The sequence below is a fragment of the Streptomyces albiflavescens genome (assembly GCF_014645835.1).
GTDB lineage: Bacteria > Actinomycetota > Actinomycetes > Streptomycetales > Streptomycetaceae > Streptomyces > Streptomyces albiflavescens.
The window spans coordinates 471,267-493,686 of the sequence record NZ_BMMM01000004.1; the positions used below are offsets into that span (position 1 = coordinate 471,267).

The 22,420-nt window shown below is 70.2% G+C and carries 18 protein-coding genes; 7 read left to right on the top strand and 11 right to left on the bottom strand.

Features of this window, described 5'->3' with window-relative positions; genetic code table 11:
- Positions 1 to 561 precede the first annotated feature (561 nt).
- Positions 562 to 1,557 carry a helix-turn-helix transcriptional regulator gene (locus IEY95_RS14495; RefSeq protein ID WP_189186386.1) on the bottom strand — a complete coding sequence of 332 codons (996 nt, stop codon included), beginning with the start codon at positions 1,555 to 1,557 and terminating at the stop codon, positions 562 to 564.
- A 62-nt stretch (positions 1,558 to 1,619) separates the two neighbouring features.
- Here IEY95_RS14495 and IEY95_RS14500 point away from each other — a divergent pair, with 62 nt between their 5' ends.
- The 5 genes from IEY95_RS14500 (at position 1,620) to IEY95_RS14520 (ending at position 8,182) form a co-directional block, all read left to right on the top strand.
- Positions 1,620 to 3,176 carry an MFS transporter gene (locus IEY95_RS14500; protein WP_189186387.1) on the top strand — a complete coding sequence of 519 codons (1,557 nt, stop codon included), beginning with the start codon at positions 1,620 to 1,622 and terminating at the stop codon, positions 3,174 to 3,176.
- A 312-nt stretch (positions 3,177 to 3,488) separates the two neighbouring features.
- Positions 3,489 to 4,250 (top strand): DeoR/GlpR family DNA-binding transcription regulator, encoded by a 762-nt coding sequence (locus IEY95_RS14505; RefSeq protein ID WP_189186388.1) that lies wholly within the window; start codon positions 3,489 to 3,491, stop codon positions 4,248 to 4,250.
- 73 nt (positions 4,251 to 4,323) lie between these two features.
- Entirely contained in the window at positions 4,324 to 5,277 is a 954-nt protein-coding gene (pfkB, locus tag IEY95_RS14510) for a 1-phosphofructokinase (RefSeq protein WP_189186389.1), read from the top strand.
- A 430-nt stretch (positions 5,278 to 5,707) separates the two neighbouring features.
- The gene (locus tag IEY95_RS14515) at positions 5,708 to 7,813 is read left to right on the top strand and encodes a PTS fructose transporter subunit IIABC (protein ID WP_189186390.1); all 2,106 of its coding nucleotides are present in this window, start codon (positions 5,708 to 5,710) and stop codon (positions 7,811 to 7,813) included.
- Positions 7,814 to 7,921: 108 nt separating this feature from the next.
- Positions 7,922 to 8,182 carry a hypothetical protein gene (locus tag IEY95_RS14520; RefSeq protein WP_189186391.1) on the top strand — a complete coding sequence of 87 codons (261 nt, stop codon included), beginning with the start codon at positions 7,922 to 7,924 and terminating at the stop codon, positions 8,180 to 8,182.
- A gap of 174 nt (positions 8,183 to 8,356) precedes the next feature.
- On the opposite strand, the gene IEY95_RS14525 is transcribed toward IEY95_RS14520, so the two are convergent.
- From IEY95_RS14525 to IEY95_RS14540, 4 genes are all read right to left on the bottom strand, one after another.
- The gene (locus tag IEY95_RS14525) at positions 8,357 to 9,106 is read right to left on the bottom strand and encodes a DUF6227 family protein (protein WP_189186392.1); all 750 of its coding nucleotides are present in this window, start codon (positions 9,104 to 9,106) and stop codon (positions 8,357 to 8,359) included.
- A 157-nt stretch (positions 9,107 to 9,263) separates the two neighbouring features.
- On the bottom strand, positions 9,264 to 10,430 hold the full coding sequence (locus IEY95_RS14530; protein ID WP_189186520.1) for a L,D-transpeptidase: 1,167 nt from the start codon (positions 10,428 to 10,430) through the stop codon (positions 9,264 to 9,266).
- 238 nt (positions 10,431 to 10,668) lie between these two features.
- Positions 10,669 to 11,697 carry a P1 family peptidase gene (locus IEY95_RS14535; protein ID WP_189186393.1) on the bottom strand — a complete coding sequence of 343 codons (1,029 nt, stop codon included), beginning with the start codon at positions 11,695 to 11,697 and terminating at the stop codon, positions 10,669 to 10,671.
- 303 nt (positions 11,698 to 12,000) lie between these two features.
- Entirely contained in the window at positions 12,001 to 13,224 is a 1,224-nt protein-coding gene (locus tag IEY95_RS14540; protein ID WP_189186394.1) for a low temperature requirement protein A, read from the bottom strand.
- A 164-nt stretch (positions 13,225 to 13,388) separates the two neighbouring features.
- On the opposite strand from IEY95_RS14540, the gene IEY95_RS14545 reads away from it, so the two are divergent.
- Positions 13,389 to 13,571 (top strand): hypothetical protein, encoded by a 183-nt coding sequence (locus IEY95_RS14545; RefSeq protein ID WP_189186395.1) that lies wholly within the window; start codon positions 13,389 to 13,391, stop codon positions 13,569 to 13,571.
- A 133-nt stretch (positions 13,572 to 13,704) separates the two neighbouring features.
- On the opposite strand, the gene mscL is transcribed toward IEY95_RS14545, so the two are convergent.
- From mscL to IEY95_RS14575, 6 genes are all read right to left on the bottom strand, one after another.
- A complete protein-coding gene (gene mscL, locus IEY95_RS14550) occupies positions 13,705 to 14,175 on the bottom strand; it encodes a large conductance mechanosensitive channel protein MscL (RefSeq protein ID WP_189186396.1) in 471 nt (156 codons plus the stop codon).
- Positions 14,176 to 14,289: 114 nt separating this feature from the next.
- Positions 14,290 to 14,817, bottom strand: coding sequence for a CpaB family protein (locus IEY95_RS14555; RefSeq protein ID WP_189186397.1), 528 nt, complete (start codon positions 14,815 to 14,817; stop codon positions 14,290 to 14,292).
- A gap of 144 nt (positions 14,818 to 14,961) precedes the next feature.
- A complete protein-coding gene (locus IEY95_RS14560; RefSeq protein WP_189186398.1) occupies positions 14,962 to 15,840 on the bottom strand; it encodes an S-methyl-5'-thioadenosine phosphorylase in 879 nt (292 codons plus the stop codon).
- Positions 15,841 to 15,949: 109 nt separating this feature from the next.
- On the bottom strand, positions 15,950 to 16,294 hold the full coding sequence (locus IEY95_RS14565; RefSeq protein ID WP_189186399.1) for an FmdB family zinc ribbon protein: 345 nt from the start codon (positions 16,292 to 16,294) through the stop codon (positions 15,950 to 15,952).
- A gap of 68 nt (positions 16,295 to 16,362) precedes the next feature.
- On the bottom strand, positions 16,363 to 17,625 hold the full coding sequence (locus tag IEY95_RS14570) for an MFS transporter (RefSeq protein ID WP_189186400.1): 1,263 nt from the start codon (positions 17,623 to 17,625) through the stop codon (positions 16,363 to 16,365).
- A gap of 250 nt (positions 17,626 to 17,875) precedes the next feature.
- A complete protein-coding gene (locus IEY95_RS14575) occupies positions 17,876 to 19,423 on the bottom strand; it encodes a potassium/proton antiporter (protein ID WP_189186401.1) in 1,548 nt (515 codons plus the stop codon).
- Between the two features lie 225 nt (positions 19,424 to 19,648).
- On the opposite strand from IEY95_RS14575, the gene IEY95_RS14580 reads away from it, so the two are divergent.
- Positions 19,649 to 22,408, top strand: a complete 2,760-nt coding sequence (locus tag IEY95_RS14580) for a penicillin acylase family protein (RefSeq protein WP_189186402.1) — start codon at positions 19,649 to 19,651, stop codon at positions 22,406 to 22,408.
- The last annotated feature ends 12 nt before the right edge of the window (positions 22,409 to 22,420 follow it).

Below are 22,420 nucleotides of genomic sequence, written 5' to 3' on the forward strand. Positions count from 1 at the left end.
CGGGCCGGGCTCCGGCGCCTTCCCCCCCCTGGCGCCGGGGCCCGGCTCGATTTTGCGTTCGGGGGGTTCGGGGGCAGGCTGCTGTCCGAGGGGCAGGTTCGCGGCCCGCGGCCCCCTGTTCGAGGGCAGGTCGTGGCCGGGCCACCCCGAACCTGAACCCCGGGGTGACCCGGATGGCAGATTCTGCCACAGAGGCATAACCTGCCGTCCGTGACCGGTACCGAACGCGTGGTGCGCATCTCCGCCGGCCGAGCGACCTCAGTCTCCGCCTCTGCTTCTGCGTCCGCCTCTGCCTCCTCCGGCCGACCGGTCCCGGCTTCAGTCTCGGTTTCCGCCTCCGCCGCGGTTTTCGCCGCTGCCTCTCCATCTGCCTCAGCATCTGCCGGCCGTGCGGTCGGCGCCGGTCTTTCGCTGATCGAGCGGCGCAAGGCGGCCACCAGGATGGAGATCGCCCGGGCCGCGGCGGGGCTCTTCATGCGCAACGGTCTGGGGGCCGCCCGCTCCGAGGACATCGCCCACTCAGCTCGTCCGGGCGGTACAAGGCGTCTCAGCCCGTGTGCGTCACGGCGTAGCGAGGCCCGTCTCCTGGTCCGCGCCGCCCGCCGCTCGTGTCAGGCGGCCCCCCAACTCCCGTAGATAGCCCACCAGTTCCGGCGGCTCCCGCACCTCGAACTCGCAGTCGACCATCGCTATCCGCACCGCCAGCCACTCGACGGAGTCGCCCGCGGAGGAACGCAGCCGACAGCTGTGGTCGTCGATCGGCTCGGGCGCGCCGAGCCAGGCGGGCAGGCGCGCCGCGACGAACTCGGCGGGCGCGGCGAAGGTGACCTCGAACTCGTACGTCTGCTGCCGTCGGAACATCGACTGCCGCAGAAACTCCGCCGCGCTGCCCGTCGGCAACTCGCGCGGCGTGAACCGCGCACCCGTCGCGAAGGGCTCGGCAACCCGGTCGACGCGGAACGTACGCCAGTCCTCGCGGTCGAGGTCGTACGCGACGAGGTACCAGCGACGGCCGGTGGAGACGAGCCGGTACGGCTCGGTCAGCCGCCGCGACGGCGTCCCGTCCCCGGAGCGGTACGCGAACCGCAGCCGCTCCCGCCCGGCGACGCACGACGCCATCACGGTCAGCGTCTCGGGCGCGATACTCGCCCCGTCTCCGCTGGTCAGCGGCGTGGTCGCGGCCTGGAGTGTGGCGACGCGGTGCCGCAGCCGGGACGGCAGCACCTGTTCCAGCTTCGCCAGCGCCCGCACCGACGCCTCGTCCACACCCTCGACGGCGTGCCCGGCGCCGGCCCGCAGCCCCACCGCGATGGCCACCGCCTCCTCGTCGTCGAGCACGAGTGGCGGCATCGCCTTCCCCGCCACCAGCCGGTACCCGCCGTCGGCCCCCTTGGTCGCCTGCACCGGATACCCCAGCTCCCGGAGCCGGTCGATGTCCCGCCGGACGGTACGACGGGACACCCCGAGCCGCTCGGAGAGCTCGCCGCCGGGCCACTCGCGGGGCGTCTGGAGGAGGGAGAGGAGCTGGAGAAGCCGGGCCGGTGTGTCCGTTGTCATGAGTTCGAGGATGCCGCACTACTAGGACACGATCTGACCTATTGGGGCCTTAGCTTTGAGACATGACCTCCTCCGAGACCACTCTCAGCGGCCCGGCCGATGTGGCCGACAGCCCGGCCGACGCGGCCGACCGGCGGCGCTGGTTCGCCCTTGCCATCGTGATGACCGCGGCCTTCATGGACCTGGTCGACGTCACGATCGTCAACATCGCGATCCCGTCCATCCAGAAGGACGCGGGCGCCTCGGTCAGCCAGATCCAGTGGATCACGGCGGGCTACGCGCTGGCCTTCGCCGCCGGGCTCATCACCGGTGGGCGGCTCGGCGACATCCACGGCCGCAAGCGACTCTTCCTCCTCGGCATAGCCGGCTTCACGATCGCCTCGGCCCTGTGCGGCTTCGCCGCGAACCCCGAGATGCTCGTCGCCTCCCGCATCCTGCAGGGCGGAATGGCCGCGATGATGGTGCCGCAGGTGCTGTCGATCGTGCACGCCACCTTCCCGGCGCACGAGCGGGGCAAGGTCTTCGGCCTCTTCGGCGCGATCGTAGGACTGGGGGCGGTGTCCGGTCCGCTGCTCGGCGCGCTGCTCACCGAGTGGAACCTGTTCGGCCTGGAGTGGCGGCCGATCTTCCTCATCAACCTGCCGGTGGGGGTGGCCGCGCTGATTCTGGGCCGCCGGTTCATCAGCGAGTCCAAGGCCCCGCAGGCCCTCAAGCTCGACCTCGTCGGCGTCGCCCTGGTCACCCTCGGAATGCTGATGCTGATCTACCCGCTGACCCGCGGCCGTGAGCTGGGCTGGCCGCTGTGGGGGTACGTGTCGATGGCCGGCGCCCTCGTCGTCTTCGCGGCGCTGGTGGCATACGAGAAGCGGAAGACGCGGATCGACGGTTCCCCTCTTGTCGAGCTCTCCCTGTTCAAGGTGAAGAGCTTCGCGGCGGGCATCGCCGTGCAGACCGTCTTCGGAGTCGCGCTCGGCATCTTCTTCCTGGTCTGGACGCTGTACATGCAGAGGGGGCTCGGCTGGCGCCCGCTGCGGGCCGGTCTGACCGGGGTGCCGTTCTCGATCGCCGTGTCGGCGGCCGCGGGCATGTCCGTGCAGCTGCTGGTGCCGCGCTTCGGACGCAAGGTGCTGCAGGCGGGCGCGCTGATCATGGCCCTCGGAGTGCTGCTCTACATCTGGGAGTCCGACCGGTACGGGATGTCCATCGCCTCCTGGCAGATGGCGCTTCCGCTGGTGGTCATGGGCGTGGGCATGGGCTTCATCGTGGCCCCGCTGACGGACGCGGTGCTGTCGGAGGTCCCGCGGGAGCACTCCGGTTCCGCCTCCGGGCTCATCAACACCGTGCAGCAGATGGGCAACGCGCTGGGACTCGGGCTGGTGTCGGTCCTTTTCTTCGGCAAGATCGGCGACCGGCTGGCCCCGACGCAGGTGGGCCCCGCCTTCGTGGACGCCTTCCAGTACGCGCTGGGCTGGGTCGCGGCGGTGATGGCGGTCATCTTCCTGCTGATGTTCGCCCTGCCGAGGAAGCCGGCGCAGCACGTCGAGGGCGCGGCCGCCGAGCCCGAGGCGGTCGAGGACGAGGCAGTCGAGGGGGAGGAGAAGCCGGTGCTCGTTCCGTGAGCCACGGCGCTCGTTCCGTGAGCCACGGCGCTCGTTTCGCGAGCCACGGCGCTCGTTCCGTGGGCCACGGCCGAAGGTCTGTGCGCCATCGCTGAAGGGCCCGGCACCTCAGGTGCCGGGCCTCCTTGTTTTCGTTCCCTGGTTTCGTTGCCGGCGCAGCTTCGTCACCGGCACAGCGCATCTTTCGTTGCCGGACACAGCTCAAAGTCCGTTCATGCCCGAATCGCGCCCGAACCTGTTTACTTTCCGGAAATCCGGGCGTAGCCTCCGACTGAAACCACAGGTTCGGGCATCAGCTGGAGGCGAACGGACATGTACGCACCGGAGCGGCAGCAGGAGATCCTCCGGCTCGCCCGTGACGGCGGCCGGGTGGACGTGCTGTCCTTGGCGGAGGAGTTCCAGGTCACCGCGGAGACCATCCGCCGGGACCTGAAGACCCTGGACCGCGCGGGTCTCGTACGCCGTGTGCACGGTGGTGCGATACCGGCCGGGCGCCTGGACTTCGAGCCCGACCTCGCCGAGCGCGAGTCCACCGCGGCCGACCAGAAGGACCGTATCGCCGAGGCCGCGGTCGCCGAGCTGCCGACCGACGGCACGGTGATCCTGGACGCGGGCTCGACGATCGCCCGCCTCGCCGGGGCACTGCCCCTGGAGGCGACGCTCACCGTCGTCACCCACAGCCTGCCGATCGCGGCCCGCCTCGCGGACCACCCCGGCATCCAGCTCCATCTCGTCGGGGGGCGCGTACGGCACCGTACGCGCGCCGCCGTGGACGCCTGGGCGCTGCGTGCGTACGGCGAGATCCGCGCCGATGTGCTGTTCATCGCCGCCAACGGCTTCTCCGCCGACCACGGACTGACCACCCCCGACCTCGCCGAGGCCGCCGTCAAGCGCGCGACCATGCGCGCCGCGCGCCGTGTGGTGCTGCTCGCCGACTCCTCCAAGAGCGGCCAGGAGCACTTCGCCCGCTTCGGCGACCTGAGCGATGTGGACCTGCTGATCACCGACCGGGGGCTGAGCCCCGAAGACGCGGCCACCATCGAACGCGGTGGCACCGAAGTGCTGTGTGTGTAGAGCGGCAAGCGGCGCGAAAGCGCCGCGTTGTCCGAGCGGCACGACAGTGCCGTGTGTTGAGAAACGAGTGCGCATGATCCTCACCGTCACCCCCAACCCGTCCCTCGACCGTACGTACGAGGTCCCGTCGCTCGCCCGCGGCGAGGTCATCCGGGCCACCGGCGAACGCATGGACCCGGGCGGCAAGGGCGTGAATGTCTCGCGCGCGGTCGCGGCCGCCGGACAGCGCACAGTCGCCGTGCTGCCCCTGGGTGGTGCGCCCGGCGCACTCGTCGCCGACCTGCTCGACGCGCAGGGCATCGAGGTCGCACCGGTCCCGGTCGCCGGGGCCACCCGATCGAACATCTCGGTCGCCGAACCCGACGGCACCCTGACGAAGATCAACGCCCCCGGCCCCGAACTCTCCGCCACCGAGGCCGAACTCCTCCTGGAGACCGTCCGGCAGCAGTACCGCGTCGGCGACACCGACTGGATCACCTGCTGCGGCAGCCTGCCGCGCGGGCTCGCCCCGTCCTGGTACGCCGATCTCGTCGCCCGCGCGCACGCGGCGGGCGCCCGGATCGCGCTGGACACCTCGGGCCCGGCGTTGCTCGCGGCGTTGCGCGAGCGGCCCGACGTGGTGAAGCCCAACGCGGAGGAGCTCGCGGAGGCCGTCGGGCGCCCCCTCGCGACGGTGGGCGACGCGGTGAAGGCGGCCGAGGAGTTGCGCGAGCTGGGCGCGCGCGCCGTGCTCGCGAGTCTCGGCGCGGACGGGCAGTTGCTCGTGGATGCGACGGGTGCCTGGTTCGGCAGCGCACGCGTCGACGTCGTACGCAGCAACGTGGGCGCCGGTGACTCCTCGCTCGCCGGCTTCCTCATCGCCGGAGGCAACGGCCCCGAGGCCCTGGCCTCCGCCGTCGCCCACGGCGCCGCGGCCGTCCAACTCCCCGGCAGCGTGATGCCGGGCCCGGCCGACCTCGACCCCTCCGCCGTGACCGTCACGTCGCAGGTCCCGGTGGACCTCGTACTCACGGAGCCCGTGTCATGAACACCGGATCGCTTTACCGCGGCGCGCGCGGATCGATTCCCCACGGCGTGCGCGGATCGCTGTGCCGGGGTGCCCGTGGATCGATTCCCCACGACGTGCGTGGATCGCTGCGCCGAGGTGCCCGTGGATCGATTCCCCACGGCATGCGCGCCATGCACGCCGGATCGCGTACGGGTCCGGTGAGCCCGGCGGCACGCCCGCCCCGTACGCCCCCTGAACCGGCCCTGAAGCGGCGGGGTCTCCCCTTCCCCGCCGCAGCCATACGGAGGTGGGATCCCCCCGGTCCCGCCGCCGAGGAGAGGCGGGGTTTCCCCGGCCCCGCCTCCTCCACTCACCGCACCACTCCACCCACCCCTCTCACCCCTGTCACCCCCGTCCCCACCCCCGCCCACACCTCTCCCCGGGCGATACGCGTGCGAAGGAGCCCGCGATGAGCGAGATGACCACCGCGGACCTGGTCGACCTCGACCTGTCCGCCGATACGAAGGAAGCGGCGGCGCGCGCCCTCGCCGAGCGCATGGTCGCCAAGGGTCGGGTCACCGACCTCGACGGCTTCCTCGCCGACGTGGCCGCCCGCGAGGCCCAGATGCCGACCGGTCTGGACGGCGGCATCGGCATTCCGCACTGCCGGAGCGAACACGTCACCGAGCCGACGCTCGCCTTCGGACGCAGCGCGGCCGGGATCGACTTCGGCGCGCCGGACGGGCCCGCCGACCTGATCTTCCTGATCGCCGCCCCGGCCGGCGCGGACGACGCCCACCTCACGATCCTGTCGTCCCTCGCCCGCCAGCTGATGAACGCCGAGTTCACCTCCGCGCTGCGGGCCGTGGACGACGCGGCGGCCGCGGCAGCGCTCATCCGCGGGGACGAGCCCCCGACAGCCGCGGCCCCGGCCGCCCCCGAGGACTCCGCGACGGTGTCGAATGCGGCGGCCTCCGCCGGCACCGTCACGGACGGCCAGGCCCCGGTGCCGGGCGCGACCGTCGAGGACGGAACCGCCCCGGCACCGGGCGCCACCGACACGGAGGGCGCGCGGCCGTTCCGTATCGTCGCCGTCACCTCCTGCCCCACCGGCATCGCGCACACCTACATGGCGGCCGAGTCACTGGAGAACGCGGGCCGCGAGGCGGGCGTCGAGGTGGCCGTCGAGACGCAGGGGTCGGCCGGCTTCACCCGGCTCGACCCGGCGGTCATCGCCTCCGCGGACGGCGTGATCTTCGCGCACGACGTACCGGTTCGGGACAAGGACCGCTTCGCCGGCAAGCCGACGGTCGACGTCGGCGTGAAGGCGGGCATCAATAAGCCCGCCCAACTGATCTCCGAGGTGCGGGACAAGGCCGCACGCGGTGAGGTGACCGCGGGCTCCGCCCCCGGCACACCCGTGGAGCGCGCCGGCGAGTCCGGCGAGGGCTACGGCACCAAGCTCCGCAAGTGGCTGATGTCCGGCGTGAGTTACATGGTCCCGTTCGTCGCGGCGGGCGGTCTGCTGATCGCCCTCGGCTTCGCGATCGGCGGCTACAAGATCAACAAGGCGCCGTCGGTCATGGACCACTTCCTGTGGACCCAGGCGGACAGCTGGGGCGCGCTGTTCTTCCAGATCGGCGTCGTCTCCTTCGGCTTCCTCGTCCCGGTCCTGGCCGGCTACATCGCCTACGGCATGGCCGACCGGCCAGGCCTCGTGCCCGGCTTCGTCGGCGGCGCGATCTCCCTCACCATCAACGCGGGCTTCCTCGGCGGTCTGGCCGCCGGTCTCATCGCCGGTGGTGTGGTGATCGGAATCCAGAAGGTCAAGATCCCGGCGGCGTTGCGCGGCATCATGCCGGTGGTGGTGATCCCACTCATCTCCGCGGCGATCGTCGGATTCCTGATGTTCGTGGTGATCGGCAAGCCCATCGCCTCCGCCCAGAAGGGCATGACCGACTGGCTGAACGGCCTCACCGGCACCAACGCCATCCTGCTCGGCATGCTGCTCGGCCTGATGATGTGCTTCGACCTCGGCGGCCCGGTCAACAAGGTCGCGTACACCTTCGCCACCGCCGGTATCGCGGTCGCGAGCCCCAGCGACTCGGCCATGAAGATCATGGCCGCGGTGATGGCGGCCGGTATGGTCCCGCCGCTCGCCATGGCGCTGGCGACGACCGTGCGCGGCAGGCTCTTCACCCAGACCGAGCGCGAGAACGGCAAGGCGGCCTGGGTCCTCGGCGCCTCCTTCATCTCGGAGGGCGCGATCCCGTTCGCGGCCGCCGACCCGCTGCGCGTCATCCCCTCCTCCATGGTGGGCGGCGCGGTCACCGGCGCCCTGTCGATGGCCTTCGGCGCCACGCTGCGCGCCCCGCACGGCGGCATCTTCGTGGTCCCGCTGATCGGCAACCCGTTCCTCTACCTGATCGCCATCGCGGCCGGTGTCTGTGTCACCACCGCCCTGGTGGTCGTCCTGAAGGGCATGCGCAAGCCGGCCCCGGCGGGCGCCGTCACGGAGGTCGCGGACGCCGCGATATCGGCCAAGGCCAACTCGAAGGAGCCGGTGGCGGCCTGAACGGTCGAACGCCTGCCCCTTTAGGGCGCCTGTGAGGTGTTCACCGCATCTGCGAGATGCGTCACGGTCCGGGGCCATGGTCCCGGACCGTGGTGTCTACTGGGGCGTATGCCTGAGCACGTGTCGATGTTCCAGTTGGTGGGCCTGCCCGTCCTCGCCCTGGTGACCGCCATCTGCCTCGTCGGCCTGGGACGCCTCCGGCGTCGGCACCGCTTCGAGGCCGCGGCGCGGCGCCACCGTGACATGCTCCGCGCCGTGCCCGACCAGCGCCGGTCCGGCCCCGCCACGGACTCCGTGGAACTCACCCCGGAGGAGCACGCCGCTTTCGCCGGCCTGGTACGCCGGTTCAGCGACAGCCGCCGCCGGTAGCGGGCGGCGGCGCGGGGCACCGGGCGCCGCGCCGACAGCATGTGGGCCGCGGGGCTCGTCTCGATGCGTGGGGCGCACGGCAGTGCGGGGGGACGTCGCGATGCCTGGGGTGCACGACGGTGCGGACGTGCACGGCGGTGCGGGGCCTACGGCAGTGCGGGGCGTACGGCCGTGTCAGCCGAGCCGAGCCGCGCGCCGTTCCATCGCGTCCCGCGCCGCGTCCTCCGTCGCGTACACCTCGCACATATGACGTCGGTCCGGCGTCGCCGTGTGCTCGACCTCCCACAGGGAAATCTCCCGCCCGTCGCGCAGCAGGAACGCGTGCTCGTAGAGCGAGAAGCACAGCCCCGCCTGCCCCGCGCGGCACGGGCGCCCGAAGGCCTGAGTGATCTGATGCGCGGACGCCTCACGCAGCAGGAGCGACGTGATGTCGGCCCCCGGCCGGTCCGGGTTCTCCGCCCGTCGCAGCAGTCGGCGCGCGTGGTCGGCCGAATCGTCGGGCACATACGTGTGACGCGGCTCGGGGATCGGCGACAGCTGTACCAGCACGGGCAGTTCGAAGTCCGGGGCGTCCGGCGGCAGGGGGAGCCTGGCCGTCGCGGCGCGCAGCTCCTCCTCGTCGACATACACCTCATGCTGCGGTTCGCTGCCCGGCGCCGTGTTGTGCACGAGCTCCCACAGCGTGACCGCCGAGCCGTCGGCGAGCAGCCAGGTGTGCCGGTACGTCTCCCGGTGCAGCCCCGCGCTGTGGTGCGCGGAGTGCAGCGAACTGTCGTGCGCCAGCGCGCAGTCGAGCCGCCTTATCGTCTCGTCGGGCAGCTCGAAGGAGTTCAGGGCGCGACCGAGGAGTCGCGCGAGATGCTCCTCCGGAGACTCGGGCGACTCGGGTGGTTCGTACGCTGCTGTCTCGTACGGAACGCTCAAGGTTTCTCCCGGCGTTGCTGCATGTCACCTTGTGGGTGCATACCGTAGCCCCTCGGTCGGACATCATGTCCGCGAACCGAGAAAACGTACGGACGGAAAACGGGCGGGCCGCGCGGCAAGTTCCCACGCGGCCCGCCCGGGCGTCAAAAGGCCCTCGTCAGACGGCACTTCCGGCGGTCCACGCGCTCCACGGCATGTTCCAGCCGTTGAGCCCGTTCTCCGGTGCGACCGTCTTGTCCGGCGAGTTCTTGACCGTCACGACGTCCCCGATGAGGGAGTTGTCGTAGAACCACTTGGCCGTCGTGTCCCCCTGTGCGCCCTGCGCATCGGCGAGGCCCACACAGCCGTGGCTGGTGCCCTGCCGGCCGAAGGGCGGATTGCCCTTGTTGTACCAGTAGTTGCCGTGGATGAACGTCCCCGACGACGTCAGCCGCATCGCATGCGGCACATCCGGGATGTCGTACTCGCCGCCGTAGCCGACCGTCGAGCCGTTCATCCGCGTCTGGACGAACTTCTCCGAGATCACCATCTGCCCGTTGTACGTGGTGTGCTGCGGGCTGCCCGCCGAGATCGGAACCGTTTTGAGCGTCTTGCCGTCCCGTACCACCGTCATGGTCTGCGTGTTCACGTCGACCGTGGACACCTGGGAGCGCCCGATGGTGAAGGTGACCGTCTTCTTCTGCACGCCGTAGACGCCGTTCGCGCCCTCCACCCCGTCCAGGTCGATCTTCATCGTGACCTTGGACCCGGCCTTCCAGTACTCCTCGGGCCGGAAGTCGAGCCGGTCCGCCCCGAACCAGTGCCCCACCACCTGCTGTCCGCTGCTCGAGCTGACCGTGATGTGCGACTGCACGGCCTTCTTGTCGCTGATCGCCTTGTCGAAGTTGAAGGAAACCGGCATGCCGACGCCGACCGTGGCGCCATTGTCGGGCGTGTACGTACCGATGAAGCTGTTGCTCGAAGAGACCGTCGTGAAGATCGAGTTGGCGGCGGAGGTCCGCCCCTTCGCGTCCTTCGCGGTCACCGAGATCTGATACTTCGTTCCCCGCTCCAGCTGCTCCTTCGGCTTCCAGGAGCTGCCGTTCGCGGATATCGCCCCGGGTACGGCCGTCCCGGTCCCGGCCACCGTCATCTTCACGTCGGCCAGCCTGCCGTCGCTGACCTTCACCCCGGTCGCGTTGATGGACGCGCCTGTCGAACCGTCCTTGGCCGAGATGGCGATCTTCGCCGTTGACGTCTTGGCCGCGTCCTGGCTGTCCTTGCCGCTGTTGCTGTCGGCATTGGCATTGCCGCCGCAGGCGGTGAGGGTGAGGGCGCCGACCATCAGGGCGGCACAGGCCCCCAGTGCGCGCCGCGCTGTTGTGTTCGGCGTTGTCACGAGATGCTCCCAGTTCTTGTGATGTGCGTGATCCGCTCCGGTGCGTGGAGAAAGAGCGAGCCGAGGCGGGATGGGTTCCCCTCGGCGCGCTCTGCACGCCATCACGTGACAGAACCGGGACAATCGCCCCTGGGGGGCCTCCCCTCCCCCCTCCCCTCCCCCCACCCTCGCCCCCCGCCCCCAACTAGACGCCCCCGTAAAGCTCCCCGTACGACGGCCACATCCCGCCCGGCCCGTCCACCGGCTCGGCCGCACGCACGGCCCGGACGATCGCGCGTGTCACCAGGTCCGCGCCCGCCGCGAGGACCTCGTTGAGCGCGAGGGGGCTCTCGGCGGCGAGTGGCCGGGCGCCCGTGGCCAGCGCGAACACCGTGTCCCCGTCGTTCAGGAGATGCACCGGCCGCACGGCGCGCGCGATCCCGTCGTGCGCCGTGCCCGCAAGCTTCTGCGCCTGAGCGCGGGTCAGTTCGGCGTCGGTGGCGACGACGGCGAGCGTCGTGTTCAGCGGGGGAGGAGCGTTCCTCGCGGCCGCCTCGGCCAGCCGCCGCCTGGCCGCCTCGTGCGCCTCCACCGACGGGAGCGTCGTGCGTCCTCGCAGCAACTCCCCGTACAGCGCCCCCGTTTCCGGTTCCATCGCCGAACCCGCCGCGTTGGCCACCACCAGTGCCGCCACCGTGATCCCGGACTCGAGCACGGCGCTCGCCGTCCCGACCCCGCCCTTGATCCGCCCGATCGTCGCCCCCGTGCCGGCGCCCACGCACCCCTCGCGCACCGGCGCGCCCGGTTCACTCGCGTCCGCCGCCTCGACCGCGGCCCGTCCTGTGGACGCGTCCGGCCTGGCCCGGAAGTCGCCGCCGCGGCCCAGATCGAAGACACAGGCGGCGGGCACGACCGGCACGACGTGCGCCGGGTCGGGGCCCACCCGCACCCCACGTCCCCGCTCCTCCAGCCAGGCCATCACGCCCGACGCCGAGTCCAGCCCATATGCGCTGCCGCCGGTCAGCACGACCGCCTCGACCTTCTGCACGAGGTTGCGCGGATCGAGCGCGTCCGTCTCCTTGGTGCCAGGGCCGCCGCCGCGTACGTCCACGGCCGCGATCGCACCGCCCTCGGGGGCGAGCACCACCGTGGTGCCGGTGAGCCAACCGTCGCCGATGCGCGTCGCGTGCCCCACCCGCAGGCCCGCCACATCTGTCAGAGCGTCAACTGTCATGCCGCCAGTGTTCCTCGGACGCACGGCTCAGCGGCGGCATGTGCTTGACGGCCCAGGCCTGGCAAGCGGCGAGCGGCCCATCTGTGGCCGCCCCGCCCCTGTTCCCACCTGGGGGGAGGCGGGGGGCACACGATGGCGTGCAGGGCGCCCTCCCAGATGAGGACGCGGAAGCTCTTGCCCACCTCGTACAGCACCTCTTGCCGCTTGATGCGGGCGTTCACCGCCTCGTCGGTGTCGCGGGGGCGACTGCATCAACAGCCCACTCCGGGCGTCGCGACGCCGCGGAGATCCATCAGAAACCCCCTAAGCGGTCCTCGCCCCTTGTCGCACGGTCATCCGCGCCGTCAATGTCACCCCGACCGCCACGGCCAGCCCCGTGACGATGCCCGCCGCGAGTACCGCCCAGGTGCCCAGGAACGTGCACAGGATGACCAGCAACGCGGTGGTCGGCAGGACGAGCTGCTGCGCGATGCCCACCTTGAAGTAGCGGGAGTGCAGCAACCACACCGTGAGCAGGTAAAGCGCCGTCGGCAGCGTCACCGCGGCGGACGCCTCGAGTGTCGAGATGTGCGCCTTGCCGACCGCCTGCTCGACCGCGACCTCCAGGCCCGCACCGATCGCGGCGGCGGACGCGAAGATCAGGTAGTGCCCGTACCCCCAGAGGAACGCCTGACTGCTCGACCGCAGATGCCCGTGGATCGGCACTACGAAGTAGATCCACCAGGCGGAGAAGACGATCAGCAGCCCGCCCGCGGCGATCGGCAGCAGCTCGCCCAGTGCGTCGTTCTCGTCCACACTCGACTTCACGGCGACCGTGGCCGCGGCGATCGTCTCGCCCAGCACGATGATGGTGAACAGGCCGTACCGCTCGGAGATGTGATGCGGATGCCAGGACGTGGTGAAGGCCTTCTCCGCGTACAACGGAACGCACAGCTCGGCGATCGCCATGACCAGGAACACCCAGAGCCGGCCGGACTCCGGCAGGACGAGCAGCCCCAGCCAGCCGATCATGCACAGCAGCACGCCGCCCGCGTAGCGCAGCGCCATGGTTCTCTCGGCCCCGTCGGTGGACAGCGCCACCCGCAGCCACTGCGTGATCATCGCGAGCCGCATGATCGCGTACCCGAGCCAGACGAGCAGGAACTGGTGGTTCTCGAAAGCCCGTGACACCCCGGCCGCGAGCACCAGGACACCGGCGATCTGCACCAGTGTGACGACCCGGTAGAGCGCGTCGTCGTTGTCGTACGCCGAGGCGAACCAGGTGAAGTTCATCCAGGCCCACCAGATCGCGAAGAAGACCAATGCGTAGTTGAGGATGCCCTCGCCCGCGTGTCCCGCGGCGACGGAGTGCACCAGCTGGGCACCCGCCTGGGCAATGGCCACGACGAAGCACAGGTCGAAGAAGAGCTCCAGCGGCGACGCGACCCGGTGCGCCTCCTCCCGCTCCCGGGCGGTCAATCTGCGCAGCGGCCGCCGCGGGGCCGGGCGGGGCGGGGGAGCGGAATCGGGTGCGGTACTGGACGTCATACGGCCAAGCACAGCAGAAAACTCCCGGGAACTCCTGCTGTGGCCATTCACCGGCTGCAGCACCGTCTGCCCCGCCGTCCACCCGCCCCGCCGCGCCCGCGAGTGCGTCGTGGCCGCCGGCCGGGCCGGAGTGGGCCGGCACCCCCTCGGCGTACTCTGGGCGCATGAGTACCGCCCCTGCCCCCGAACCGCGCGATCCGAAGTCGGCGCTGGTCTTCGACGACCCGCTGAGCCAGCAGTCCTCGGACGACACGGACCGTGGGTGGGGCGAGCGGGCCGACAGCGGCGGCGACAGCGCGGCCGACCTGAAGCGCTTCCTCGACGAGAAGCCGCCCCACCACATCTGAGCCCGGCTCTGGGAAATCCGCGTCTGCGCTCGTCCCGCGGGAGTCTGCATCTGGCCTTTTGGGTTCTGTGCCCCGCCCGCGAGGTTCCGGGCCCGGCCCTCGAGATTCTCGGCCCGGGCCCGGATCCCCGCCGTCAGTCCTGGCTGTGTCCCGTACCGCGCTGGGCCACCAGGGCGTCGCGGATCTCCTTCAGCACCTCCAGCTCGGTCACCTCGATGACCTCCTGCGTGCCCTCCTTCGCCTTCCGGCGGGCCTCCACCCGTGCCAGGTACTTGGCCATCGGCAGGACCATCAGGAAGTAGACGACGGCCGCGGTGATCACGAAGCTGAGCGTCGCGCCCAGCACCGAGCCCCACATGATCCGGATGCCCGTCGCGTTGTCCCCGCTGCCGGTGCACGGGCTCTTGAGGCAGGAGCTGTAGCTGTCGAGGTTCTTCGTGCCGATCGCACCCACCAGCGGGTTGATGACGCCCTTCACCACCGAGTTGACGATGTTGGTGAAGGCCGCGCCGATGACCACCGCGACGGCCAGATCGACGACGTTGCCGCGCATCAGAAAGGCCTTGAAGCCGTCCCAGACACCGGGTTGCTTCTTCTCGCTCACAAAGAGCCCCCTCCGCACAAGTTGTGGAACAAACAGCTCCGCAACCTACGGCAGGGTCTGGCGCACCTGTCCAATTCGACAGTTCGAAGGTGGGATTTGACACCGATTCGTCCCTCAGCACAGCGTCACCGCCAGCCGTGCGGTGGCGCTCGCGCCGGCCAGCCGCGCCGCCGTCGACCGCGGGACGGAGAGGACGACCAGCGCCCCGGTCTCGGTGGCGCCGACATCCGGCACCTCGGTCACCCGCGCCCCGGCCGCGACCACCCGGGCCTCGCCGCCACTGTCCGCCGCGACGACATCGACCCGGTCACCCGGCCGCAACAGCCGCACCGTGGCTCCGTCGGAGATCCGCACCGGCGCCGTCACGGTCTCGACCGCGTGCCGCTCGCGTACGGGAGGGGACGCGGTGGTGGAGCCGGCCGCCGGATGCCCGCGCGTCCGCTCGGCGTCACGAGGGCCCGCCGCTACGAGGGCCGCCGCCGTGACCGCGAGCCCCGCGGCCACGGCGCGCCGCCTGTGCCGTGCGAGGCGCCGCAGCTGACAGCGCCCGCCGCGCACGCGGACGGGAGCGAAGTGCGGCACCTCGCAGGTCGGAGGCGCGTCCGTGCCGGGCGGGCGTACGAGAGGGGAGAGCTGTGCCATGGTGACCACCACCTGCGACGAGAGATCGGCTTGCGATCCCACGATGAGGCCTCGCGGCGAAGCCCGTCGGAGCCCGTGGGCGACCGACGGGTTGTGGACAACTCCCTCACTCGAACGGGAAGTTCCGCCTCCCTGCGTGCGGTGCTACGGCAGTGTGAACCCCGGATCCATCCCGCCAAGTGCCGTCGTGCACAGACAGTCCCGCGTTCCGGTCGCCGGCAACCCCGCGACCGCGTCGAAGAGCACGTCCCGCAGCCGGTCCACATTGGCCGCGAACACCTTCAGCACCTCGTCGTGCGAGACGCCCTCGCCGGTCTCGGCGCCCGCATCGAGGTCGGTGACGAGAGTCAACGACGTGTAGCACAGCTCCAGTTCGCGGGCGAGCGCGGCCTCGGGGTGGCCGGTCATGCCCACCACCGACCAGCCCTGCGCCTGGTGCCAGAGCGATTCGGCACGGGTGGAGAACCGCGGCCCCTCGATCACCACGAGCGTGCCGCCGTCCACCGGCTCCCAGTCCCGCCCGCGCGCCGCCTCGAGGGCGACCTTGCGCCCGACGGGGCAGTACGGGTCGGCCAGTGACACATGCACCACGTTCGGCACGGTGCCGTCCGGCAGCGGCATCCCGTCGAAGTACGTCTGCGTCCGCGACTTCGTACGGTCCACCACCTGGTCCGGGACGAGCAGCGTTCCCGGCCCGTACTCCTGGCGCAGTCCGCCCACCGCGCAGGGCCCGAGGATCTGGCGTGCGCCGACGGAGCGCAGTGCCCACAGGTTGGCCCGGTAGTTGATGCGGTGCGGCGGCAGATGGTGGCCGCGGCCGTGGCGGGGGAGGAAGGCGACCCGTCGCCCGGCGATCTCGCCGAGGAACAGGGAGTCGCTGGGCGGTCCGTAGGGGGTGTCGACCTGTATCTCGGTGACGTCGTCCAGGAAGGAGTAGAAGCCCGAGCCGCCGATGACTCCGATCTCGGCTCCGGCCGTCGTCTGTTCCCCGTCCGGGCTCTGTGCGTTCTCCGTGTTCGCCATGGTCCGCACCCTAGCCGGGCCGGGGAACGCCGAAGACCCTGCCGTCGGACGACGACAGGGTCCTGTAAGAACTGGCCCGGCGAATGATGAGGGCAGGCCTTACGAAGTGTTACGCGGCGGAGCTGCTGGACGAGCCGGTGCCCGACGACTTCGAGTCCGAGGAAGACGAGGACGTCGACGACGAGGACGTCGACGACGAGGACGTCGACGACGAGGACGTCGACGACGAAGAAGAGGTCGACGGCTTCGCCGACGCCGGCGAGTTGCTCGACGAGGAGCCGCGGCTGTCGTTGCGGTAGAAGCCGGAGCCCTTGAAGACAATGCCGACGGCCGAGAACACCTTCTTCAGGCGGCCACCGCAGTTGGGGCACTCGGTCAGGGCATCGTCGGTGAACTTCTGCACCGCCTCAAGGCCCTCGCCGCACTCGGTGCACTGGTACTGGTAGGTCGGCACTTGTCTTCCTCCTGGCACTCTCACTCAGTGAGTGCTAACGACGGTCCATAGTGACGTATTCCGCGAGATCAGTCCACTGTCACCGGCACTCGGTGACCGACGCCACGTGCGACGGTGCGACCCGGTGCCCGGGTCGCCAGCCGTGACCGCAGGGTCAGCAGCGTCACCAGAGCCAGTCCCGTACCGGCCATCGGCACCAGGAAACCGGCACCGTCCCAGAGGCGGTCCTCCAGCTGTCCGGCGACCGTGACGGCCGCCGCCTGGCCGAGCGCGACCGCGCCGGTCAGCCAGGTGAAGGCCTCGGTGCGGGCGGCCTGCGGGACCAGGCCCTCGACCAGGGTGTAGCCGGTGATCAGGGCCGGAGCGATGCACATGCCGACCAGGAGGCCGATTCCGGCGAGCACGATCACGGAGTGGGCGGCCCACAGTCCTGAGGCGGCGACCGCCAGGGCCGCGTACCCGAGGACGAGCCGTCGCTGCGGGGCCGCCTTCCAGGCGATGGCGCCGCAGACGATGCCGGAGAGCATGTTGCCCGCGGCGAAGACGCCGTACAGGACGCCGTTCAGACCCGGCTCGCCGATCGACTCGCTGAACGCGGCGAGGGAGACCTGCATGCCGCCGAAGACGGAGCCGATGCCGAGGAAGGTGACGATCAGAACGCGCACTCCGGGGACCCGCAGTGCGGAACCGTGCTGCACGCGCGCGTGCCCGGCGGGAGCGACAGTGGGCTGGGTGCTCTTCTGCGCGGCGAAGAGGAGACCGCCGATCAGGGTCAGCGCAGCCTCGGTGAGCAGACCCGCGGACGGGGCCACGGCCGTGCACAGCGCAGTGGCGAGCAGCGGGCCGAACACGAAGGTCAGCTCGTCCGTGACGGACTCGAAGGCCGCCGCGGTGGTCATCAGGGGCGAGCCCTGCAGCTTCACGCCCCATCGGGCACGCACCATGGGGCCGATCTGCGGCACCGAGGCGCCGGTCGGTACGGCGGCGACGAACAGCGCCCACAAGGGGGCGTCGGTCAGCGCGAGCGCCGTCAAGGAGAGGCCCGACAGGGCGTGCACCAGGACGCCGGGCAGCAGAACGGCCCGCTGCCCGTAGCGGTCGGCGAGACGCCCCGTGAAGGGCGCGAAGAGCGCCATGGAGACACCGGTGACGGCGGCGACGGCGCCGGCAGCTCCGTACGAGCCGGTGGTGTGCTGCACGAGCAGCACGATGGAGATGGTCAGCATCGCGAACGGCTGGCGTGCGGCGAAGCCGGGAAGCAGGAACGTCCAGGCGCCGCGGGTGCGCAGCAGCTGTCCGTACCCAGGGCGGGAGGTGACCGTGGATGCCACGGCCCGTGCCTTTCTGCCGCCTGGTAGCGCGCCCGTGCGGGGGCGCCGAGAGCTGTCCTCTTGCGCGGAACTGCGGTAGATACCGGGTCGCCCACTGCGAGGGCACCGCGGCCGCCATACGGTCGCGCCAGCTCTGCGTCAGGCAGAGTTGGTTCGATCAAGGTGCGCCTTCATCGTACAGGGGCGGAAGCGTCGGTGCCTGTGAAAACGAGCACCATGGCGGCATTCGCCTGCGAATGCCCATCGCTCCTTAATGTCCTGTTTGCCGTTCCGTTCCGTTCCCCGGTGTCCCCAGCCAGCCGGCCAGCTTGCCGCCCTGGGCCACGGCTCGGAGCCGCTTCTCGGCCGCGTCCCGGACCGGATCGGTGGCCACTACGAGCAGCTCGTCGCCGTTGCGCAGCACGGTCGTGGGCAGCGGCACGAAGGACTTCCCCTCCCGCACGACGAGCGTGACGGCGGCGCCCGCGGGCAGCCGCAGCTCGTTGACCTCGACGCCGTGCATCCGCGACCCCACGGGGATCGCGACGGACAGCAGATGGCCGCGCAGCCGCTCCAGGGGTGCCGACTCGATGCCCAGATCGGCGGCCTCCGAGGGCTCGCCGAGACGCAGCTTGCGAGCCAGCCAGGGCAATGTGGGTCCCTGGACGAGGGTGTAGACGACGACCAGGACGAAGACGATGTTGAAGATCCGGCGGCTTTCCTCGACGCCGTTCACCATCGGGATCGTCGCCAGAATGATGGGCACGGCGCCGCGCAGCCCCGCCCAGGACATCAGCGTCTGCTCCTGCCACGGTATGCGGAACGGCAGCAGGCTCACGACGACGCTCAGCGGACGCGCCACCATGGTCAGCACGAGGCCGATCACGACGGCGGGCCAGATGTCGTTGCCCATCCCGTGGGGCGTGACCAGCAGACCGAGCAGGACGAACATGCCGATCTGGGCGATCCAGCCGAGACCGTCGGCGAAGCCGCGTGTGGCGGGCCAGTGCGGCAGCTTGGCGTTGCCGAGCAGCATCGAGGCCAGATACACCGCGAGGAAGCCGCTGCCGTGGGCGAGCGCCCCGGCGGCGTAGGCGACGACCGCGATCGCCATCACGGCGATCGGGTAGAGGCCGGAGGCGGGCAGTGCCACATGCCGCAGCCCGTAGGAGCCGAGGAAGCCCACCGCGATGCCGATGGCCGCGCCGATGGTGAGCTCCAGGGCTATCTCGCCCAGCAGCGCGTACCAGTCCTCGACCGGGCCGGCCGTGGAGAACGCGACGACGAGGATGACCACCGGAGCGTCGTTGAAGCCCGACTCGGCCTCCAGAACGCCCGTCACGCGCGCGGGGAGGGGGATTTTCCGCAGCACCGAGAAGACCGCCGCCGCGTCCGTCGAGGACACCACCGCACCGATGATGAGCGCCTGGCGCCACTCGAGTCCGATGAGGTAGTGCGCGCCCGTGGCCGTGATGCCGACGCTCATGGCGACGCCGACCAGTGCCAGGGAGGAGGCAGCCGGAAGCACCGGCTTGATCTCCTTCCACTTCGTCCCGAGGCCGCCCTCGGCCAGGATCACGACCAGGGCCGCGTACCCGATGACCTGGGTCAGCTCGGCATTGTTGAAGCGGATGTCGCCGATTCCGTCCTGGCCCATCGCGATGCCGATGCCCAGGTATACGAGCAGGCTGGGGAGCCCGCTGCGCGAAGAGATCCGAACCGCTGCCACCGCGACGAGCAGGACGAGCGAGCACACGAGCAGGAGCTGGTTGAGGTGGTGGACAGTCAGCGGCTGTTCCCTTCTCGCCGATCCGGGCACGGGATCCGAACACGTCGATCCGAACGCCGGACGTTGGTACGTCAGTCCAAGTACTTCGTTACCTTACCTAATTCTTGACGCTTTCTTGACGCTTCATTGGGCAAGATCGAACTCCCGTGCGCTCGGGTACCCGACTCCGCGTCAAGGCGCAGTAGGCCCTGCGCCTATGGTTGCTCCAGCACTCCAGGACCGCCTGCCGCTCGCGTTAGGACAGCAAGGACAGCGATGCCCCCCAACACCACCGCCTCTTCCGGCCAAAAGCCGGGCAAGTCCGGCAGGAAGAAGGGGCGCAAAGCCCGACTGTTCTTGATTGTCCTGGTCCTGGCCCTCATCGGAGGCGTCGCCTTCGGCGCGTACTGGAGCATCAGCACCGTCCGCGCCTCCTTCCCGCAGACCAAGGGCTCCATCACGCTGGACGGCCTGTCGGGACCCGTCGACGTGAAGCGCGACGGTTACGGCATCCCGCAGATCTACGCCTCCTCCGACGAGGACCTGTTCATGGCGCAGGGCTTCGTCCAGGCGCAGGACCGGTTCTACGAGATGGACGTGCGCCGCCACATGACCTCGGGCCGGCTCTCCGAGATGTTCGGCAAGGGCCAGGTCAAGAACGACGAGTTCCTGCGGACCCTGGGCTGGGACCGGGTGGCGAAGAAGGAGTACGACACCAAGCTGTCGGCCTCCACGAAGAAGTACCTCCAGGCGTACGCCAAGGGAGTCAACGCCTACCTGAAGGGCAAGGACGGCAAGGACATCTCCCTGGAGTACGCGGCCCTTGGTTTCACCAACGACTACGAGCCCCAGGAGTGGACCCCGGTCGACTCGGTGGCCTGGCTCAAGGCGATGGCCTGGGACCTGCGCGGCAACATGCAGGAAGAGATCGACCGCTCCCTGATGACGAGCCGTCTCGGCCCGAAGCAGATCGCCGACCTGTACCCGGACTACCCGTACAGCCGGAACAAGGCGATCGTCCAGGAGGGCGAGTACGACAGCGTCACCAAGACGTACGTCCGGTCCGGCTCCAGCACGGTCTCCTCGACCTCCACGACGGGCACCGGGCTCACGGACAACGCCACGGCACCTTCCGGCTCCGGCCTGCAGAGCCAGCTGTCGGGGCTCTACAACGTCCTCGACGATCTGCCCACCGCCGTCGGCGTGAACGGCAACGGCATCGGCTCCAACTCCTGGGTCGTCGACGGCACGCACACCATCACCGGCAAGCCCCTGCTGGCCAACGATCCGCACCTGTCTCCCTCGCTGCCGTCGGTCTGGTACCAGATGGGCCTGCACTGCACCAGCGTCTCCAGCAAGTGCCAGTACGACGTCTCCGGCTACACCTTCGCGGGCATGCCCGGTGTGGTCATCGGCCACAACCAGGACATCGCCTGGGGCATGACCAACTCCGGGGTCGACGTCACCGACCTCTACCTGGAGAAGCTCACCGGCGACGGCTACCAGTACGGCGGCAAGGTGCTGCCCTTCACGACCCGCAAGGAGACGATCAAGGTCGCGGGTGGCGCGTCCAAGAAGATCGTCGTCCGGGAGACCAACAACGGGCCCCTGCTGTCCGACCGCGATGACGAACTCGTCAAGGTCGGCAAGAAGGCCACCGTCGACCCCGCGGCGCCCGACCGCGGCGACGGCTACGGCATCTCGCTGCGCTGGACCGCGCTGGACCCCGGCAACTCCATGGACGCCGTCTTCGAGATGGACAAGGCGTCGGACTGGAACGAGTTCCGCAAGGCGTCCGCGTCCTTCGACGTGCCCTCGCAGAACCTGGTCTACGCCGACACCAAGGGCAACATCGGCTACCAGCTGCCCGGCAGGATCCCGACGCGTGGCGAGGGCGACGGCTCGCTCCCGTCACCGGGCTGGGACCCCAAGTACAACTGGACCGGCTACATCAAGCAGGCCGAGCTGCCCTACGAGTACAACCCGGGCCGCGGCTACATCGTGACCGCCAACCAGGCCGTCGTCGACCCGGACAAGTACCCCTACACGCTCACCACGGACTGGGCCTACGGGGCGCGCAGCCAGCGGATCACCGATCTGATCAAGACGAAGATCGACGGCGGCGGCAAGATCTCGACCGACGACATGCGCCAGATGCAGCTCGACAACAGCAGCGAGATCGCCAAGCTGATCGTGCCCAAGCTGCTCAAGATCGACGTCGCCGACAAGAACGTCCGCGAGGCGCAGAAGCTCCTCGAAGGCTGGGACTACACCCAGGACGCCGACTCCGCCGCGGCCGCGTACTTCAACGCGACCTGGCGCAACATCCTCAAGCTCGCCTTCGGCAACAAGCTGCCCAAGGAGCTGCGGGTCAAGGGTCAGTGCCTGTGGGTCGACCCCGTCGACACCACCGGTCCCGCGGACGAGGACCAGTCGGTCCGCGAGTGCGGTCAGCGCGACGCGGACCAGGCGCAGCCGGACGGTGGCGACCGCTGGTTCGAGGTCGTCCGCAAGATCATCGACGACGAGAACAACGACTGGTGGAAGTCGCCCAAGACCCGCCTCGACAAGGCGACCGACACCCGTGACGAGCTGTTCGGGCGGGCCATGAAGGACGCCCGCTGGGAGCTGACCGCGAAGCTCGGCAAGGACATCGACACCTGGAGCTGGGGCCGGCTGCACCGCCTGTTCCTGAAGAACCAGACCCTGGGCACCGACGGTCCCGCGTTCCTGAAGTACATGCTCAACCGCGGCCCCTGGAAGCTCAGCGGCGGCGAGGCGACGGTCAACGCGACCGGCTGGAACGCGGCGGGCGGCTATGGAGTCGTCTGGGTGCCGTCGATGCGGATGGTCGTGAACCTCGGGGACCTCGACAAGTCCAAGTGGATCAACCTCTCCGGCGCCTCCGGGCACGCCTACAGCGCCCACTACACCGACCAGACGGACAAGTGGGCCAAGGGCGAACTGCTGCCCTGGGCCTTCTCGGAGAAGGCCGTCGACAAGAAGACGAGCGACACGCTGGCCCTGAAGCCCTGAAGCCCTGAAGCC

Coding starts and splice junctions, on each gene's coding strand:
- IEY95_RS14580 (WP_189186402.1), top strand. CDS start 19,649: ATGCCCCCCAACACCACCGCCTCTTCCGGCCAAAAGCCGGGCAAGTCC.
- IEY95_RS14530 (WP_189186520.1), bottom strand. CDS start 10,430: ATGGTCGGCGCCCTCACCCTCACCGCCTGCGGCGGCAATGCCAATGCC.
- IEY95_RS14520 (WP_189186391.1), top strand. CDS start 7,922: ATGCCTGAGCACGTGTCGATGTTCCAGTTGGTGGGCCTGCCCGTCCTC.
- IEY95_RS14500 (WP_189186387.1), top strand. CDS start 1,620: ATGACCTCCTCCGAGACCACTCTCAGCGGCCCGGCCGATGTGGCCGAC.
- IEY95_RS14545 (WP_189186395.1), top strand. CDS start 13,389: ATGAGTACCGCCCCTGCCCCCGAACCGCGCGATCCGAAGTCGGCGCTG.
- IEY95_RS14560 (WP_189186398.1), bottom strand. CDS start 15,840: ATGGCGAACACGGAGAACGCACAGAGCCCGGACGGGGAACAGACGACG.
- IEY95_RS14555 (WP_189186397.1), bottom strand. CDS start 14,817: ATGGCACAGCTCTCCCCTCTCGTACGCCCGCCCGGCACGGACGCGCCT.
- IEY95_RS14515 (WP_189186390.1), top strand. CDS start 5,708: ATGAGCGAGATGACCACCGCGGACCTGGTCGACCTCGACCTGTCCGCC.
- IEY95_RS14535 (WP_189186393.1), bottom strand. CDS start 11,697: ATGACAGTTGACGCTCTGACAGATGTGGCGGGCCTGCGGGTGGGGCAC.
- IEY95_RS14495 (WP_189186386.1), bottom strand. CDS start 1,557: ATGACAACGGACACACCGGCCCGGCTTCTCCAGCTCCTCTCCCTCCTC.
- pfkB (WP_189186389.1), top strand. CDS start 4,324: ATGATCCTCACCGTCACCCCCAACCCGTCCCTCGACCGTACGTACGAG.
- IEY95_RS14540 (WP_189186394.1), bottom strand. CDS start 13,224: ATGACGTCCAGTACCGCACCCGATTCCGCTCCCCCGCCCCGCCCGGCC.
- IEY95_RS14505 (WP_189186388.1), top strand. CDS start 3,489: ATGTACGCACCGGAGCGGCAGCAGGAGATCCTCCGGCTCGCCCGTGAC.